Annotated in this window: 16 protein-coding genes and 1 tRNA gene; 3 read left to right on the top strand and 14 right to left on the bottom strand. The window is 69.3% G+C overall.

Translation table 11 applies throughout. The features are described 5' to 3' along the window. Positions 1-60: 60 nt before the first annotated feature. From pheT to HV824_RS05225, 11 genes are all read right to left on the bottom strand, one after another. The gene (gene pheT / locus HV824_RS05275; RefSeq protein ID WP_176422808.1) at positions 61-2475 is read right to left on the bottom strand and encodes a phenylalanine--tRNA ligase subunit beta; all 2415 of its coding nucleotides are present in this window, start codon (positions 2473-2475) and stop codon (positions 61-63) included. Between the two features lie 61 nt (positions 2476-2536). Further along, positions 2537-3586, bottom strand: a complete 1050-nt coding sequence (gene pheS / locus HV824_RS05270; protein ID WP_176422807.1) for a phenylalanine--tRNA ligase subunit alpha — start codon at positions 3584-3586, stop codon at positions 2537-2539. 160 nt (positions 3587-3746) lie between these two features. Beyond that, complete coding sequence (gene rplT, locus HV824_RS05265; RefSeq protein WP_163784423.1) at positions 3747-4094, bottom strand: 50S ribosomal protein L20; 348 nt, start codon at positions 4092-4094, stop codon at positions 3747-3749. Between the two features lie 99 nt (positions 4095-4193). Next, positions 4194-4400 (bottom strand): 50S ribosomal protein L35, encoded by a 207-nt coding sequence (rpmI, locus tag HV824_RS05260; protein WP_163784424.1) that lies wholly within the window; start codon positions 4398-4400, stop codon positions 4194-4196. Positions 4401-4567: 167 nt separating this feature from the next. After that, complete coding sequence (gene thrS, locus HV824_RS05255) at positions 4568-6496, bottom strand: threonine--tRNA ligase (protein ID WP_176422806.1); 1929 nt, start codon at positions 6494-6496, stop codon at positions 4568-4570. Between the two features lie 74 nt (positions 6497-6570). Beyond that, a tRNA-Val gene (locus HV824_RS05250) sits at positions 6571-6642 on the bottom strand. A 78-nt stretch (positions 6643-6720) separates the two neighbouring features. Further along, entirely contained in the window at positions 6721-7428 is a 708-nt protein-coding gene (locus HV824_RS05245; RefSeq protein WP_176422805.1) for a uracil-DNA glycosylase, read from the bottom strand. Further along, positions 7425-8552 carry an AI-2E family transporter gene (locus HV824_RS05240; protein WP_368670920.1) on the bottom strand — a complete coding sequence of 376 codons (1128 nt, stop codon included), beginning with the start codon at positions 8550-8552 and terminating at the stop codon, positions 7425-7427. Before HV824_RS05240 ends, HV824_RS05245 begins: the two co-directional genes overlap by 4 nt. 257 nt (positions 8553-8809) lie before the next feature. Continuing rightward, positions 8810-9172: a PEGA domain-containing protein gene (locus tag HV824_RS05235; RefSeq protein WP_176417579.1), complete on the bottom strand. Its 363-nt coding sequence runs from the start codon at positions 9170-9172 to the stop codon at positions 8810-8812. Positions 9173-9194: 22 nt separating this feature from the next. Then, positions 9195-10118 (bottom strand): hypothetical protein, encoded by a 924-nt coding sequence (locus HV824_RS05230; protein WP_176422804.1) that lies wholly within the window; start codon positions 10116-10118, stop codon positions 9195-9197. A 12-nt stretch (positions 10119-10130) separates the two neighbouring features. After that, positions 10131-10466, bottom strand: coding sequence for a PilZ domain-containing protein (locus HV824_RS05225; protein ID WP_163781047.1), 336 nt, complete (start codon positions 10464-10466; stop codon positions 10131-10133). 218 nt (positions 10467-10684) lie between these two features. Here HV824_RS05225 and HV824_RS05220 point away from each other — a divergent pair, with 218 nt between their 5' ends. Beyond that, positions 10685-11407 (top strand): FKBP-type peptidyl-prolyl cis-trans isomerase, encoded by a 723-nt coding sequence (locus tag HV824_RS05220; RefSeq protein ID WP_255207777.1) that lies wholly within the window; start codon positions 10685-10687, stop codon positions 11405-11407. A 1-nt stretch (position 11408) separates the two neighbouring features. Here the strand turns inward: HV824_RS05220 and HV824_RS05215 are convergent, their stop codons facing one another. The 3 genes from HV824_RS05215 to HV824_RS05205 form a co-directional block, all read right to left on the bottom strand. Further along, on the bottom strand, positions 11409-13391 hold the full coding sequence (locus HV824_RS05215; RefSeq protein WP_176422814.1) for a hypothetical protein: 1983 nt from the start codon (positions 13389-13391) through the stop codon (positions 11409-11411). A 242-nt stretch (positions 13392-13633) separates the two neighbouring features. Beyond that, positions 13634-13837 carry a cold-shock protein gene (locus HV824_RS05210; protein ID WP_163781045.1) on the bottom strand — a complete coding sequence of 68 codons (204 nt, stop codon included), beginning with the start codon at positions 13835-13837 and terminating at the stop codon, positions 13634-13636. A 115-nt stretch (positions 13838-13952) separates the two neighbouring features. Continuing rightward, positions 13953-15827 carry a M2 family metallopeptidase gene (locus tag HV824_RS05205; protein WP_176422803.1) on the bottom strand — a complete coding sequence of 625 codons (1875 nt, stop codon included), beginning with the start codon at positions 15825-15827 and terminating at the stop codon, positions 13953-13955. Positions 15828-16060: 233 nt separating this feature from the next. On the opposite strand from HV824_RS05205, the gene HV824_RS05200 reads away from it, so the two are divergent. Together HV824_RS05200 and HV824_RS05195 are read left to right on the top strand one after the other, a co-directional pair. After that, positions 16061-17119, top strand: a complete 1059-nt coding sequence (locus tag HV824_RS05200) for a hypothetical protein (RefSeq protein ID WP_255207776.1) — start codon at positions 16061-16063, stop codon at positions 17117-17119. Beyond that, complete coding sequence (locus HV824_RS05195; RefSeq protein ID WP_176417583.1) at positions 17119-17676, top strand: DUF3105 domain-containing protein; 558 nt, start codon at positions 17119-17121, stop codon at positions 17674-17676. Before HV824_RS05200 ends, HV824_RS05195 begins: the two co-directional genes overlap by 1 nt. Positions 17677-17687 lie beyond the last annotated feature (11 nt).

Genomic DNA, 17687 nt, shown 5'->3' with positions numbered 1-17687 from the left:
CGGCGGGCACTGTTGCAGCCTTCCCAAAGACGTGTCAACCCTCTGACTTCATTCAGGAATTCAGGCGCGCAAGGCAGCTCCCAGCCGCTGCTTCACCTCGTCCACGATGCGCTGGTGCGCCTCGTTGACCTCCACGTCGGTCAGCGTCCGCTCGGCTGAGCGGTAGCGCAGCGCGTACGCCAGGTTCTTCCGACCCTGGGGAATCTGCTCACCGGTGTACACGTCGAACACCTGAGCGTCCTCCACCAGAGGCTTGCCCACCTCCAGGATCACCCGACGCACCTCGTCGTTGGGCAGCTCCAGCGGCACCACCACCGCCAGGTCCCGCAGCACCGCTGGGAACCGCGGCAGCGACCGGTACGCCGGCACCAGCTTCGCGGCCCCGTACAGCGGCTCCGTATCCAACTCGAACACGAACACCCCGTCCGGCAGGCCCAGCGCCTTCGCCACCCGGGGGTGCACCTCGCCCACGTGGCCCAGCACCGTGCCGTCCGCCGCCTTCACCTGCGCCACGGCCTTCGGGTGGTACGCCGCCGGCCCCGCGGGCACGTACGTCACGCCCTCCACGCGGAGCGCCCCCAGCAGCCCCTCCACCGCCGCCTTGGCGTCGTAGAAGTCCGCGCGGGCGTCCTTGTGCGTCCAGCTCCGGCCGCCACCGCGCAGGCCCCACACCAGGCCCGCCACGCGAGGCACCTCGCGCGCCGCCGGACGCTGCCCCTGCCCGCCCTCCGCGTCCTGGAAGTAGGCCCGGCCCGTCTCGTAGAGGGCCACCGCCTCCACCTGGTGCCGAACGCTGCGGGACAGGTTCTCCAGCAGGCCCGGCAGCAGGCTGGTGCGCATCACCGACTGCTCCACGCTCAGCGGGTTGACCAGCGCCACCGGCTTCTCCGCCCCACCCAGCACCTCCAGGCCGCGCGGCGCGACGAAGGAGTAGTTCACCACCTCGTCGAACCCCGCACCGGCCAGCGCCTGACGCATGCGGCGCTCGGCCTCGGCGTGCGCGGGCTCCGGCGCCAGCGTGGCCAGCCCCCGCGGCAGCGTCGCCGGGATGTTGTCGTAGCCGTAGATGCGCGCGACCTCCTCCAGCAGGTCCTCCTCGCGCTCCACGTCGACGCGGGCCCGAGGCACCTCATACGTCGCCTGCCCCGTCCCCTCCTCCACCGCCTTGAAGCCCAGGGCCTCCAGGATGCGGCGGACCTCCTGCTCCGCCACGGCCACGCCCAGCACCTGCTCCACCCGGGCGAAGCGCAGCGTCACCTTCCGGGGCGGCTTCGGCGCCGGGTACACGTCCACGCGGCCCGGGGCCACCGTCCCCCCCGCCAGCTCCGCGATGAGCTGCGCCGCCCGGTCAATGGCCGGCACCACGGCGTCCATGTCCGCCCCGCGCTCGAAGCGGTGCGACGCCTCCGTGTGCAGCCCGTGCCGCTTCGACGAGCGCCGCACCGTGGAGCCCTGGAAGTTCGCCGACTCCAGCACCAGCCGCTTCGTGCCCTCCGTCACCTCGCTGTCGCCGCCGCCCATGACGCCGGCGATGGCCTGCGCCCGGTCCTTGTCCGCGATGACCAGGTCATCGACGTCCAGCACGCGCTCCTTGCCGTCCAGCGTCTTGAGCTTCTCGCCGCGCGTCGCCGTACGGACGACGATCTCCTGCCCGGCCAGCTTCTCCAGGTCGAACGCGTGCAGCGGCTGCCCGTACTCCAGGTTCACGTAGTTGGTGACGTCCACCACGTTGTTGATGGCGCGCACCCCGGCCGCCTTCAGCCGGTCCTGCATCCACTGCGGAGACGGACCAATCGTCACGTTCTCCACCACGCGCGCCACATAGCGCGGGCAGCGGTCCGGGGCGTCCACACGCACCTTCACCTGCTCGGCGGCGGGCGTGCCCGACTCGGCCGGCTTCGGCTGGGGCACCTTCAGCGCGGAGCCCGTCACCACGCTCACCTCGCGCGCCACGCCCAGGTGGCTGAGCGCGTCCGGCCGGTTCGGCGTGACGTTCACCTCCAGCACCACGTCATCCAGCCCCACGGCCTCCGCGATGGGCAGGCCCACGCGCGTGTCCGCCGGGAGGATGAGCAGGCCGCTGGACTCCTCGCTCAGGCCCAGCTCTTTGGACGAGCAGAGCATGCCGAAGCTGTCCACGCCGCGCAGTGCCGCCTGCTTGATGTCCATGCCGTTGGGCAGCTTCGCGCCCACGGTGGCCAGCGGCACCTTGTCGCCCACCTTGAAGTTCTTCGCGCCGCACACCACCTGGAACAGCGCCGTCCCGCCGATGTCCACCTGCGTGACGGACAGCTTGTCCGCGTTGGGGTGCTGCACGGACTCCTTGATTTGCGCCACCACGACGCCGCGAAGGGCCTCCGCGGGGCGCTCCATTCCCTCAATCTCCAGGCCCGCGGCGGTCAGCTTGCGCGCCAGCGCGTCCACGGACGGCGGCAGCGCCACGTAATCGCCCAGCCACTTCACCGAAATCTTCACAGGTCCACCCTCTTCTTCTACCGGCTGGAACACGGGGGCCTACCCGCGGCCCCCTGGAATCTCAGAACTGCTCGAGGAAGCGCGCGTCGTTCTCGAACATCATCCGCAGGTCGTCGATGCGGTAGCGCAGCATGGCGATGCGCTCCACGCCCATGCCGAACGCGTAGCCCGTCACCTCGTTCGGGTCATACCCGGCCGACGTGAAGACGTTGGGGTGCACCATGCCGCTGCCCAGCACCTCCAACCACCCCGTCTGCTTGCAGATGCGGCAGCCCTTGCCGCCGCAGTTCGTGCAGGTGATGTCCACCTCCGCGGAGGGCTCCGTGAAGGGGAAGAAGGACGGGCGGAAGCGCGTGCGCGTGTCGGAGCCGAAGAACGCCGTCACGAACGCCGCCAGCGAGCCCTTCAGCTCGGCGAACGTCACACCCTTGTCCACCAGCAGGCCCTCCACCTGGTGGAACATCGGCGTGTGCGTCAGGTCCGAGTCGCGCCGGTACACCCGGCCCGGCATCACCGCGCGGATGGGCGGCTTGCGGTTGAGCATGTACCGCACCTGCACCGGGGACGTGTGCGTGCGCAGCAGCGCGGAGCTGTCCGCCTTCTTCGCGTGGCCCAGGGTGGCCTCGTCCACGTAGAAGGTGTCCTGCATGTCCCGCGCGGGGTGGTCCTTCGGCAGGTTCAGCGCCTCGAAGTTGAAGTAGTCCAGCTCAATCTCGGGGCCGCTGGCCACGTCGAAGCCGAGCCGCGAGAAGGTCCGGACAATCTCCTCCATTGTCCGCGACACGGGGTGCCGGCTGCCCAGCGCCACGCCGCGCCCTGGCAGCGTCACGTCCAGGCCCGGGCCCTGGAGCTGGGCCTCCAGCGCGGCCGCCTCGGCGCGCTCCACGGCCTGGGCGAGCAGCTTCTCCAGCTCCGCCTTCACGCTGTTGGCCACCTCGCCCAGCGAGCGCCGCTCGTCCGGGGGCAGCTTGCCCATGCCGCCCAGCACGCCGGACAGCTCACCCTTCTTGCCCAGGTAGCGGACCCGCAGTGCCTCCACCGCGGACAGCTCCGACGCGCCGCCAATCTCCCGCCTCGCGGACTCCGCGAGCGCCAGCAACCGATCCCGCATGGACTTCCGCCTCCGTTCCAGGTCCCCGCGCGCCCTGGGCGCCGAGGCAAAAAAAAGGGCCGCCCCGAAGAGGCAGCCCGTTCACTCATCCGGACAGGGTGGTCAGCATCAGCCCACCACCCCACCCGTTCTGTCTCCAGCCTTGGGGGCTGGAGGTGTCTCAGGCCGCCTTCGCGATGTTGGCGACGGCCGCAAAACCCGACGGATCCACGATGGCCATGTCGGACAGGACCTTGCGGTCCAGGCCGATCTTCGCCTTCGCGAGGCCCGCGATCAGCTTCGAATAGGAGAGGCCCACCGTGCGGGCGGCCGCGTTGATGCGGACGATCCACAGGCGACGGAAGTCCCGCTTGCGCTGCATGCGGTCGCGGCTGGCGTAGTCCAGCGCCCGCTCAACCGCCTGGTTGGCGCGCTTGTAGCAGTTCTTCCGACGGCCGCGGAAACCCTTGGCCAGCTTCAAAATCCGATTACGACGACGACGGGCCTTGACGCCCTTCTTTACGCGCATGACTGCCTCACTTCGGACTGCGTAGTTTGGAAGCCCCTCGGCGCAGGCTTACTGCCGCTCCGACGAGGCCACGTAATCCCTGACTCCAGAACCGCGAAATCAGCCCCCGTAGGGGAACATCTCCTTGATGACCTTCTTCGCGTCCATGTCGCGAAGATGGCCGGTGCCGCGGCCGGTGCGCTTGGACTTCGGCGTCTTCGAGAACGTGAAGAGGTGCTTCGCGAAGGCCTTGCCGTGCTTGACCTTGCCGCTCTTCTTCACTTCAAAGCGCTTCTTCGCGCTGCTGCGGGTCTTCAACTTCGGCATCGTCCTGATCCTTCCATGCCCCGTGCCGTTGGACTTGCGCGGCAGGTGCGAGAACCCTCGAAAGATGGGGAACTTGGGCGGGCTCCCCTCGAAAGTGCGCCAAGATACTTAGGTGCAACAGGGAGTCAAGGCCCGTCAGCAAGCCGACAGGCGTCCTGACCTCCCGATCACGGCAGGGCCGCTTCCTTCGCCAGCAGGGCCTCGAAGTCCGTCAGCTTCATCGTCTTCAGGTCCTCGCCGCCGTACCGCCGCGGCGAAACGCCCTCGCCCGACACCTCGTTGTCGCCCACCACCAGGGTGAACGGCACCTTCTGGAGTTGGGCCTCGCGGATCTTCGCGTTCATCGACAGGCCGCGCTCGTCGAACTCCACCCGGTAGCCCTTCGCCCGCAGGGTGTCCCGCACCTTCCGGGCGTAGTCGTTCTGCCGGTCCGCCACCGTCACCAGCACCGCCTGGATGGGCGCCAGCCAGGTCGGGAAGGCGCCGGCGAAGTGCTCGATGAGGATGGCCGTGAAGCGCTCGAACGAGCCGAAGATGGCGCGGTGGAGCACCACGGGCCGGTGCTCGGCGTTGTCCTCGCCCACGTAGGACAGGTCGAAGCGCTCGGGGGCCAGGTAGTCCAGCTGCATGGTACCCAGCTGCCACCGGCGGCCGATGCTGTCCGACACCGCGAAGTCGATCTTCGGGCCGTAGAACGCGCCGTCACCCGGGGCCAGCTCATACTGCAGGCCCAGCGACTCCAGCGCCGCCGTGAGGCCGCCCTCGGCGCGGTCCCACAGGGAGTCATCCCCCAGGCGCTCCACGGGCCGCGTGGACAGCTTCACCGCGTAGGTGAGGCCCACCGCCTTGTAGACGTGGTCCAGCAGCTTCACGAAGCGCCGCACCTCGTCGGTGATCTGCGCCTCCGTGCAGTAGATGTGCGCGTCGTCCTGCGCGAACTGACGCACGCGCGTGAGGCCGCCCAGCGAGCCCGCCGCCTCGTTGCGGTGCAGCACGTCCTGCGTGTGGTAGCGCAGCGGCAGGTCGCGGTAGCTGTGCTTCTTGAAGCCGTAGAACAGGTGGTGCGACGGGCAGTTCATCGGCTTGAGCGAGAAGTCATGCTCCCCCGACTCGCTGTCGAGCACGAGGAACATGTTCTCCTTGTACTTGCCCCAGTGGCCGCTGGTCTCCCACAGCCCCTTGTTGAACATCAGGGGCGTCTTGATCTCCACGTAGCCGTCGTTCTGCGTCAGCTGACGCATCCAGTTCGACAGCGTGGTGTAGAGCGTGGTGCCCTTCGGGGTCCAGAAGGCGGAGCCCGGCGAGTACGGGTGGAAGTGGAAGAGGTCCAGCTCCTTGCCCAGCTTGCGGTGGTCGCGCTTCTTCGACTCCTCGATGCGGTTCAGGTACTCCGCCAGCTGCTTCTTGTCGAAGAAGGCCGTGCCGTAGATGCGCTGGAGCATCGGGTTGCGGTGGTCACCGCGCCAGTACGCGCCGCTGGAGGAGAGGATCTTGATGATGCCGATCTTCCCCGTGCTGGGCGCGTGGGGCCCCAGGCAGAAGTCCACCCAGTCGCCGTGCGTATAGAGCGTCAGCGTCTTGGCGCCCTTGGCCGCGATGTCCTTGACGATCTCGACCTTGAACTTCTCGCCCTTCTCCTCGAACAGGCGCACGGCCTCGTCCATGGAGATTTCAGTGCGGACGAAGGCCATGTCCCGCTTCAGCTCGGCGTTCGCCTCGGCCTCGATCTTCTCCAGGTCCTCGGGCGTGAAGGGCTTCTCGCGGAAGAAGTCGTAGTAGAAGCCCTCCTCCGTCGCGGGACCGATGGTCACCTGCGTGCCCGGGAAGAGCGTCTGCACCGCGCTGGCCACCACGTGGGCGGCGTCGTGGCGGATCAGCTCCAGCGACTCGGGGCTCTTGGGCGTGAAGATCTGCAGCTTCACGTCCTCGTCCAGCTTGCGCGCCAGGTCCATGTCCTGGCCATTCACGCGCGCGAAGAGGGCGGCCTTCGCCAGGCCAGGGCCGATGCTCTCCCGCACGAAGTCCGCGATGGTGGTGCCCCGGGCCGTCTGCTTCTGCGAGCCGTCGGGGAGCGTCACCGTGATGATGTCGGACATACGAACCTCGGAAAAACAGCGGGCGGCAGGCTCTTTGGAAGCCATGCCGCCCGCTGAAAGTCACTCACTGATGATGGGTCGTAGTGGGATCGAACCACTGACCCCTACCGTGTCAAGGTAGTGCTCTACCGCTGAGCTAACGACCCTTGGCGTTGCAGCCGCTTTGGTGGCGCGGGGAATAACAGCGGGCTCCCCCAGCTGTCAAGGAAACACAGAAGCCTTCATCAACTCTTCCCGCGCACCTTCGGATCCGCCGTTTCCAGCAGCGCGTGGATCCGCGACATGACGGCATCGAACATCGCCGGGGTCAGCCGCCCCGTCTGCGTGTTCTGCTGGCTGACGTGGTAGCAGCCCAGCAGCGTCCTGCCGCCCGGCAGGGGCAGTTCCGCTCCATGGCCGAACGCGGGCTTGGGCGATGGCAGCGCCATCCCCTGCCGCGCCAGGGCCACCAGCGCGGCGTTCCAGCCGATGGCCCCCAGCGCGAGCAACACCCGGCCCGGCAGCAGCGCCAGCTCGCGATCCAGGAACGGCGCGCAGCGGGCCAATTCCTCCGGGAGGGGCTTGTTGTCGGGCGGAGCACAGCGCGCCGCCGACACGATGAAGGCGTCCTTCAGCCGGAGGCCGTCGTCCCGGCGCTCGCTGAGGGCCTGGTTCGCGAAGCCCGCGCGGTGCAGCCCGGCGTAGAGGAAGTCACCCGAGCGGTCCCCGGTGAACATCCGCCCCGTCCGGTTCGCCCCGTGGGCCGCCGGCGCCAGCCCGACGATGATGAGCCGGGCCCTGGGGTCTCCAAAGCCGGGGACGGGCAGGCCCCAGTAGCTCCAGTCGCGGTAGGCGCGGCGCTTCACCCGCGCCACCTCCTCCCGCCACGCCACCAGCCGGGGACAGGCCCGGCAGCCGGTAATCTCCTGGTGCAGCGCCTCCAGCTTCGTCACGGCGCCTTGGGCTCCCCGGTGTAGAGCCGCGTCCGGCGGTAGCGCTCCACCACCACGCTCAGGACCACCTTGAGGATGGCCGCCACCGGCACCGCCAGCAGGATGCCCACGAAGCCGAACAGCTCACCGAAGGCGAGGATGGCCAGGATGATCGCCACCGGCGCCAGCCCGACCTTCTCCCCCACGATTCGCGGGGTGATGACGAAGCCCTCCAGCATCTGCCCGATGACGAAGGTGGCCGCCACCGCCGCGAGCTGCCACGGCCCCTGCCACGACAGCATGAGCCCCACCAGCGACAGCACGATGCCCACGCCCGTGCCCAGGTACGGCACCATGTTGCCGAAGCCGGCGATGACGCCAATGACGATGGCCATGTCGATGCGCGCCGCGGACAGACCCGCCGCGTAGATGACCGACAGCACGCCGCCCACGATGAGCTGGCCTCGCACGAACGCGGAGAGCACTTCGTCCACCTCCGCGAAGCGCCGGCTCACCAGCCCCACCGCGCGCCGGGGCAGCAAATCCTTCACCATGCCCATCAGCCGGGGGTAGTCCTGCAGGAAGAAGAAGGCCAGCACCGGCACCACAGACAGGCCCAGCAACGTCACCACCAGCCGCGCCGTGTTGCCCGCGAAGCTCGCCAGGATGCGCGCCGCCGCCGGTCCCGCGCTCTGGACCAGCTCCGACGCCTGCTTTCCCAGCTCGGCGGTGCGCTGACGCACCAGGTCCGGCAATGAACGCCCCAGCAGCCCTTCCACCCTCGGCACCACCTGGGTGCTCGCGCGGTTGAAGAAGTCCGGCAGCTTCGACGCCTCCTCCCGGAACACCGGGATGAGGTACAGCACCGCGCCCACCAGCATCAGCGTCCCCGCCGCGAAGACGAGCGTCGTCCCCCACGTGCGGTCCACCCGCCGCTTCTCCAACTCGGTGACGATGGGATTGAAGATGTACGCGCCCGACAGCGCGAGCAGCACCGGCACCGCCACGCCGCCAAAGACAGACAGCAGCGCGAACACCAGCCCCAGCGAGCCCACCATCACCGCCGACCACCACAGGTCGATGCGCCGGGCGTCGAACTCAGACAGGGCGCTCTCGGCCACCGCCACGGGCTCGGCGGCTTGCACACGGGCCGGCTCGGTTGGGGCCTTATCCTGCGCTCGCGGCGGCGGCACCTCGTGAAGCACGGGGGCGGACCGGGCCGACGGCGACACGGCCGCGGCGGCGGGTTTCACGGCGGCGGGGGGATGACCTTTCCTGCGGCGTCCGATGGCGCTCTCCTCTTCAGTCCCAGCTACGGCGGCGGCATGTCCTGATTGCACTTCACGAAAGCACAGGAAGCGGGCTTTCGTGGAAGCCCGTTCGCTCTACAACCGGCCCGGCTTCACTCCGAACCCGCGCCCTTCGACCCCGAAGCCCGGAGCTGGATGGTCAGCCGCGCGCGCGCCCGGCTGGGCTCGAAGTACGTCGTATAGGGCCAGTACCCCTGCTTCTTCACTTCAATCTCGTGCAGGCCGCTGCCCACTCGCAGCGACTTGGGGGAACCCGAGAAGTCACTGCAGAGCCCCTGCCAGACGCCATCCAGGTACACCTCCGCGTCCACGGGCTCGCACAGCAGGGCCAGGTTGCCGCTGGGGTTCTGGGCTTCCGCCATCAGCTCGCGGGCCTTGAGCAGGGACTCGGGCTCCTGACGCTTCGCACACCCAGCGAACGTGGACACCACCACCAACAGCAGAAGCTTCCGCATCAGCTCGCCGAGGACCTCGCAGTCACTGCGTGACAATCACGACCCGGCCCTCGGCCAGGAAGCGCGTGTTGGCCTCGGCGAGCGCCTTCGCGTCCTCCGAGGCGAGCACCAGGTCGGAGCCCTTGGAACCCTTGGCCTTCACCACCAGGGGCTTGTCCCCCACCAGCGAGGCCTTCTTCGCCGCATCCAGGCTCTGGAACCACGCGGCCACGGCGGCCACGGCCCGGCGTTCGTTGGCCAGCGCCGCCGCGCCGTAGAGCGCCTTGCCGCTGTCATCCAGCAGGCGGGGCGCCAGCACGGGCTGCACGCCGAGCCCGCGCGCATCCACCACCAGGCCCGTGTACTTCTTCGCGCCCGCGCCGTTGATGGGGATGACGGTGTCCGCCGCGGGGGGCGAGAACAGCGACGCGGTGAGGACCGACAGCGGCACCTCCACGTCAAGCTCCACGCCACTGTCGGAGAAGAACCGCCGGGCGACGACCTTGTAGCCGCCCATCGCGGCCTCCACCCGCTTGCGCACCTCTTCGCGGGCCAGCTCGTCCGCCACGGTGCGGCCCGCGCTGATGTGGAGGCGCCCGGCCTGGTCCATGAGGTTCTGGACGGCGGACTGCCTGGCGGTCCGCTCGGCGCCCAGCCGGGCCTGTCCGGGGTTGGAGGCCTTCAGGTCGGGAGCACCCGCTCCCGTGGCCCGCAGGACCTGCCCTTCCCAATTGACGCCCGGTGCCCCTGGTACCGTTTTCACGGCGGCGGCGGCGGGCTTCGGGGCCTTCGCTTCCTTGCCCTGGCCGAACGCCGTCAGTGGCACGGCCAGCAGCATCCCCCACAGCGAGTGTCTCACGGGAAATCCTCCAGCCCCTCGTCCGACGTCGCGGAGCGTGTCAGGGCAGAATGGCTTCCCATTCAACGGGCCTGCTTCCGGGGAAGTCAAGGCAGGCCCCTGCGGCACGGCGGGTAGGCGTCAGTTCTCGTTGCCGTGACGGTCGACGTAGGCGTCGATCATCTTGCGGTGGCGGTCGGTGAGCAGCGTGAAGCGCACACCCGAGCGCTCGCGCTTGACGCCCAGCTCCGCCCACTCACGCACCACTTCACCCTCGGCGTAGATGATCTCCTCCGAGCCCGGGAGCTGGAACTGGAGACCGATGCGCTTGGCCTCGTGCTGAGGCTCGAGCAGCCGGGCGAGGCTCAGCCCTTCCTGGCTGATGTCCGCGGCTCGCGACATGTACGGCACGCCACCCATGTACTTGTTCAGGTAGATGTCGAGGGGCGCCCGCTTGTTCTTCCGCTTGTCGCTCATGGCTTCTTCGCCTCCGTCAGTGGTGCAACAGGTTGCTCCGGGGGTGAAGCAACCTGGATGCAGGGTAGAGGCGCGCGCTGAAGTCGCAAGAAAACGGACGGCGCGCGGAGGCCTCGCGCGCTCGCTGTGCTTCCTCGGTGAATTCTTCGCGCGGGCTTGTGTCTACCGAGCGCGCGGCCACGCTCTATAGTGCGCCGGATTTCATGAAAGGTGGATGCATGCACTCGATGTGGACGGCCGCCCTGGTGTTCGCGCTCGGCGCGACGGGCGCCCAGGCGCAGGACTCGAAGTCGGCGAAGAAGCCCGCGGCCAAGGCCGCGCCGGCGACTCCGGCCGCCGCGCTGTCCGAGGAAGACCGGGAGACGCTCTATACGCTCGGCCTCTCCATTGGCCGTGACTTGTCCCTCTTCGCGTTGTCGCCCGAGGAGCTGAAGGTGCTGCAGCAGGGCCTGGGCGACGGGCTCGGTGGAAAGACGTCCGACATCGACCCGAAGGACCAGGCGCAGCGGATTCAAGCCTTCGCCAAGAGCCGGCAGGCGCTCGCGGGCAAGGCCGCGCTGGAGCGCGCCGCGAAGGAGCCCGGCGCGGAGGTGCTCCCCTCCGGCGTCGTCTACAAGCAGGTCCAGGCGGGCGCCGGCCGCAGCCCGCGCGCCGTCGACACCGTCAAGGTCCACTACGAGGGCCGGCTGGTGGACGGCACCATCTTCGACACCTCCGCCCGTCGCGGCATCCCCGTCGAGTTCCCGCTCAACGGCGTCATCCCCTGCTGGACGCAGGGCGTGGCGAAGATGAAGGTGGGCGGAAAGGCGAAGCTCACCTGCCCCGGCAACACCGCCTACGGCGAGCGGCCGCCCTCCGGCTCTCGCATCCCGCCCAACGCCGTCCTCACCTTCGACGTCGAGCTCATCGACATCCCCGGCGACACGTCCCGGCAGCCGTAGGTCAGCGACTCAAGGCGGCCTCGGCGGCGCGGAGCAACGGCTCCGCGCTCACCGGGGCCCCGGTCGCATGAACCATCCACAGGTCCGGCGTCACTGAGCCGTAGGTGGCCATGCGTTCGAACTCGGCGCCCAGCGGCCCCTTGCGCTTCAGGTGCTCCTCAATCTGGAACGCGATGAGGTGGCCCAGCGGATAGTCGGGCAGGTAGAGCGGGTAGCTGATCATGTGGCTGTAGACGGCCAGCAGCGTGCTCCCCTCCCCGCCCAGCACCGGCGCGAAGGATTGGTTCCACACGTCGCGGGCGATTCCCACCACCGCCTCGCGAAGCTGGGCCGGCGTGGCCTCCGGGTGCGCGTACAGCCAGTGCCACACCGCCATGTCCACCAACGCGATGCCCGCGCGCTCCCACGTCTGCCACAGCTCGCCGAGCACCCGCTCCCGCTCGCTCGCCGCGTCCGGCGTGCCCAGCCCGAGCAGCTCCAGGTCGCGTGACTGGAACACGAAGGCCAGCGCCTCCGTGAAGGCGTTGTTGGGCACCCCCGCGAGCAGCGTGTGGTCCACGCCGTAGAGGCTGAACACCTGCTCCACGTTGTGCCCCAGCTCGTGCACCGCGATGTTGTAGCCCTTGTAGTCCATGCCCCCCTTCTCCACGCGCGTGCGCAGCCGGGGGAAGTCGCCTCGCCGCAGCGCCGGCTGCGCGTGCCCCGCTCCGCGCGACGCGTCCACGCGGATGCGCTCCGCCAGCCACACGGCCTTCGCCTTCGTGAAGCCCATGCCCTGGAGGATGCGCGGCAGGTCCTTCGCGAACGCGTCCGCCGTGGGGTAGCGCTCGCGCGTCAGCGCATCCAGTTCGGACTCCGGCCGCTTGCCGCCCGGATTGAAGCCCGAGTACCAGAGGTCCTGCGGCTCCAGCTTCCGGCCCAGGCGCGCTTCAATCTCCTTCGCCACGCGCGGCACCAGCGGTGACTCCAGCACCTGCGTCAGCAGCGCCCGGACGCGCGCCTCCGGCAGCTCGCGGCCCAGCTCGAAGCTCCGGGCGATTCGCGTGGGCGCCACCGGCACGTAGGGGTCCGCCTGACGCGCCGCCTGGAACGTGGCCAGCAGGTGCGCGTAGCGCGTGTCCGGCTCCGGTGACGCGTCCGGCGTCGTCGTGCGCGCGGGCGCATCCGCCTCCACCGTCTCCGGCGGGGCCACCGCGACGGTGTTGGTGAACGGGTTCCAGTCCAGCCGCGGGTTGTCGATGACGGCCGCGGGAATCGTCTGGGTGACGATGCGCTCCATCACCTGGACGATCATCCGCTGCTTCAGCGCGCCCGTCGCCGCATCGGAGTAGTCACCCTTCAGCTCGTCACGCAGGTTCCAGTGGCTGATGAGCCGCAGCCCCTTGGGGAAGGGCCGCCGCCCCTGCCCATCCACCAGGTGATGCATCCAGATGTTGTATTCAGCGATGTACAGGTTGGCCGCGGCGCTGGCGCGCGAGGACGCCTGTTCAATCTCCGCGGGGACGCGCTGGTTGAAGCGCCCGGCCAGCCGCGTCTCGGCCCACTGCCGCCGCGTCCACGACGGCCCCTGCTCCACGCGCTCCGCCAGCGTGGTGAGCGGGAAGTTGAGCAACACCACGAACCCCACGCGCGCGCGGAACAGGTCCATGGTGACGTGGGCCGCCGGATTATAAGCCGCCACCAGGGGCTCCACCGGCAGCAGCGGCCCCAGGTCCAGGTCGGTGTACCACTGGAGCTCGCGCCCGATTTCGTACAGGTGCCCGTCGAGCTGCTCGAACAGCCGCTCCAGCCGCTGGAAGGTCGCGTCGAGCGCCTTCGGGTCCGACAGGAACTGTTCACGCGCGAAGGCCGCGAGGTCTCCGTCCTCCGGCCGCCACATCATCGCCACCTGCGCCACGCCCCGCTCGATGCGGGCCCGCTGCGCCTCACCGTGCCGCGCCACGAGCTCCGCCTTCAAGGCCGCGGCGTCGAACGTGGACGGCATGGCGGCGGACTCCTTCTCCGGGACGTTGACAGCGGGCGGTGCCTCGGACGAGGCGCCCGTGCTCGACGGCACGGCGGGCGTGGTGGAGCACCCCAGCGCGGCGAGGACGGGCAGCAGCCAGGCGCGTGAGCGGCGGAACTTCGTCGACAAAGGCACGGAGCGCTCTCCAAAAGCACGAAGGGCCCGACCCCGTGGGGCCGGACCCTCATGATGCATCAGAAGCAGTTCGAACGACGCTCGGCTCAGGCCGACCGGACGTTCTGGGCCTGCAGGCCCTTGGGGCCGCGGGTCACTTCGAACTCCACCTTCTGGCCCTCCTGAAGGGTACGGAAGCCATCCATGTTGATGGCGGTGTGGTGGCAGAACACGTCCTCACCACCACCGTCCTGAGTGAGGAAACCGAAACCCTTCGCATCGTTGAACCACTTCACGGAACCAGTAGCCATTTGCGCTCTTCTTCTTTCGTCACGGACGCGAATATCCGCCGTCCGGTCCTACGAGCGAACTCGCCTAGACGGCATCAATTTAAGCGGGGTCGCCCGGCGCGTCTACTCCCGACCGTCACCAACCGCACTTCTGGCCCTGGTTCTGCGCCTGGAGCCAGGTGCGCAGCGGGCTGAAGTAGTCGAGCAGCGGACCGGCATCCATCTGCCGGGTCCCCGTCATGGCCTGGAGCGCGTCAGGCCACGGCTTGCTCGCGCCCAGCTCCAACATGGCCTGGAGCCGCTTGCCGGCCTCCTTGTTCCCATAGATGGAGCACTCGTGGAGGGCGCCCTTGTAGCCAGACGCCTCGCACAGCGCCTTGTGGAACTGGAACTGGAGGATGCGCGCCAGGAAATACCGCGTATACGGAACGTTTGCGGGCACATGGTACTTCGCCCCCGGGTCGAAGTCCTGCTCCGAACGGGCCACCGGCGCGGCGACGCCCTGGTACTTCTCCCGCAGCGTCCACCAGGACTTGTTGTAGTCCGCCGGCTGCACGCGGCCGGAGAACACCTCCCAGCGCCACTGGTCCACGAGCAGACCGAACGGCAGGAAGGCAATCTTCTCCAGCGCGTCCTTCATCTGCAGGTTGATGAGGTTCTTCTCGTTCTTTGGAACGGCTTGCAGCAGCCCCGCCTGCTGCAGGTAGCCCGGGGTGATGGACAGCGTGAGCGCGTCACCAATGGCCTCGTGGAAGCCGTCGTTCGCGCCAGCCTGATAGAGGACCGGGAGCTGGTAGTAGTACGTGTAGTAGTAGTTGTGGCCCAGTTCGTGGTGGATGGTGACGAGGTCCTCCTCCGTGGGCTTGATGCACATCTTGATGCGCAGGTCGTTGCTGTAGTTCACGTCCCAGGCGCTGGCGTGGCAGACGACGTCGCGGCCCTCCGGCTTGGTGAACTGCGAGCGCTCGAAGAAGCTCTTCGGCAGCGGCTTGAGGCCCAGCGAGGTGAAGAACTTCTCACCCAGCTTCACCATGCGCAGCGCGTCATACTTCTGCTGCTTCAGCGCCGCGTCCACGTCCAGGCTGGCCTGTCCGGGGAAGGGCTCCACCAGTGGGTAGATGTTGTTCCACTCCTGCGCCCACATGTTGCCCAGCAGATGCGCGGGGATGGGCTCGCCGTCGGGCACCTTGTCGGCGCCGTACTGCTTCGCCAGCCGGCCGCGCACGTAGCAGTGCAGGTCGTCGTAGAGCGGCTTCACCTGGCCCCACAGCCGCTGGGCCTCGACCTCGAACTCGGCCGGCGACATGTCATACGCGGAGCGCCACAGCGTGCCCAGGTCGTTGAAGCCGATGTCCTTCGCGCCCTCGTTGGAGATGGACACCAGGCGCTCGTACAGCGGCCGCATGGGACGGGCCACGGAGTGCCAGCCCTGCCACGCGTCCAGCAGCTCGTCGTAGTCGCGGCTCTCCGCGATGACGTCGGACAGCACCTCCAGGTCGCGGCACTTTCCCTTCCCGTCCGGCCCGCAGTACTTGCCCTTGCCGTAGAGGCCCTCCAGCTTCGCCGCCGTGGCGGCCAGCTCCGACCGCTTCTCCGCATCCGACGGCGCCGGCAGCGCCTGGGACACCTTGAGCAGGCGCAGCATGCGCGCGGTGTCCGCGTCCAGCGTCAGGCCATCGAAGCGCCGCGCCTCCTTGATGGCGCCGTTGACGTAGGCCAGCACCTCTTCGTTGACGAAGGCGGCGTTCTGCTCGGTGTCGTCGGTGATGTGCGTGGACTTGATCCACTCCGCGGTGGCCTGCTTCGTCCACAGGCGCTTGAGGTCCGCGTTCACCTTCTCCGCGAAGGCCTTCGCCTCTTCCGGCGTGGGCTGCGCCGCGATGGCGGGAGACTCGGCGGGCGCAGGCGCCTCGCGCGTCACTTGCGAATCCTGGGCACACCCCAGGAAGGCGGGCAGCGCCATGGCCGCGGCCGCACGCAGGAGGGAATTCAGGGGACGTTTCCGGTTCATGGCCGCGGACCGTAGAAGAACCCGCGCCTGATGACACCCCGAAACTGGGCGCTCCCCCGCCCCGGGAGGCACCACACTGTCGCGAAACGCGCACTCCACCGACGCGGCGCGACACGCCGGGGATGGGCTCGCGCTCACGGGTGCCTCGCTCGCCTCGCCTCCGCCCGGCCGGAGACCTTGCGGGCGGCGCGCCCCCGCCGTCCGTGTCACCCGGAGGCGTTACACCTTCGGCCATGTTGCTCGGACACATGAAGGACCCGCGCTGGCCCGCGTCCGAAGAAGCGCTGGCGCACGCCCGCCACTTCCTGACGGAGCTGAAGGGCCGCCGCGTGGTGGTGGCGCCCCACCCCGGTGTGGATGGGCTCGCCGCGGCGGCACTGGTCAGCCGCGCGCTCCAGGCCGTGGGTGCGCATGTGACGGCGCGAGTACCGGGCAAGGGCGAACATGCGTTCTCGCCGGTGTTTCAGGAGCGCCTGCGTGCGGCGCCGCCCGATGCGTTGGTGGTGCTCGAGATGCTGGCGCCGTGGGGCGACTCGAGCGTCCCTTCGGCTGTTCCCACGCTCGTCGTGGCGCCGCGGGCAGAGGCGGCCAGGGCGCCTGGCGCCATGGTGCTCTCCGCGAGGGACCTGGAGCCCGCGGTCAGCTGCAGCCTGCTGACCTATGCGCTCGTGTCGCCCCAGGTCGTTCCGGGCCCGCTGGAATGGCTGGCCGTCCTGGGGACCGTGGCGGATCAGGGCGTGGATGCCCCCATCCCGTCCCTCAAGGACGCGCTCCGCCGAGCCGGACGCACCGCCGTGACGGAATCCGTGGCCCTGCTGAACGCGGCCCGGCGGTCCTCGCGGTTCGCGGCACCGGTGGCGCTGGAGGTCCTCCTCCGGGCGGGGAGCGCCACCGACATCACCCGGGGCAATGTCCCCGGCGTCGACACGCTGCATGACTGCCGGCTGGAGGTGCAGCGAGAGGTGCTGCGGTGCTCGAAGACACCGCCGCGCATCGCCAGTCCCGTGGCATTGCTGCTGTTCAGCTCGGAGGCCCAGGTCCATCCGCAGGTCGCGGTGCGCTGGGTCCAGCGGCTCCCCGAGCACCTCATCATCGCCGCCAATGCGGGCTACCTGCCGGGCCGCGTGGACTTCGCCGTGCGCAGCCGCGTGCCGATGGACCTGGCCGTGCTTCCGCCGAACACGCGTGCGGGCAGCCTGTCCCGGGAGGACTTCCTCCGCTTCGCCGCCCGCCTGGGCTTCAAGGGCCTGCGCGACATCGACGTGGAGCGACGGGGCGCATTCCCCGGCTGATGCGGTATGACGCGGCCGTGATGCCCCGTCCGCTCCTCCCCCTCCTCACGGTCCTCGCGCTCACCGGCTGCGGCGACTCCCCTTCCGACGATGGCGACGCGTGTGAGCGCTTCAGCTTTCCACTGTCGGAGCCGAGCCCTTCACACCACCTCGACACCTGTTCGAGCGAAGGGTGCGGCAACGGGGAGAATCCGCCCAACTCCGGCCTCCACTGCGGCAACGTGGCGCCGTGCGGGGTCTCCTCCGAGCCCGTGGCCTCCTGCCTCTATGTCCACAACCTGGAGCACGGGCACGCGGTGTTCCTCTACAACTGCCCGGACGGCTGTCCGGACGAAGTGGCGAAGCTCGAAGCCGCGGCAGCGGCGGCGCCTCGCGGTGGCAACGGCGTCCGCAGGGCCCTGGTGGCGCCGGATCCCCAGCTTCCCCGGCGAGTGGCCGCGATGCTGTGGCGCCGGACGTACCTGGCTGACTCCGCGGACCCCGACGCCCTTCATTGCCTGATGCAGCTCCAGGACCGCGGGGCGCCGGAGCCAGGGCTGACGTGCCCCGCGCGCTGAGCCGCACGCGC

It is taken from the genome of Myxococcus sp. AM009, from assembly GCF_013372605.1.
GTDB lineage: Bacteria > Myxococcota > Myxococcia > Myxococcales > Myxococcaceae > Myxococcus > Myxococcus vastator.
This window is presented reverse-complemented; position numbering and strand designations above follow the sequence as displayed.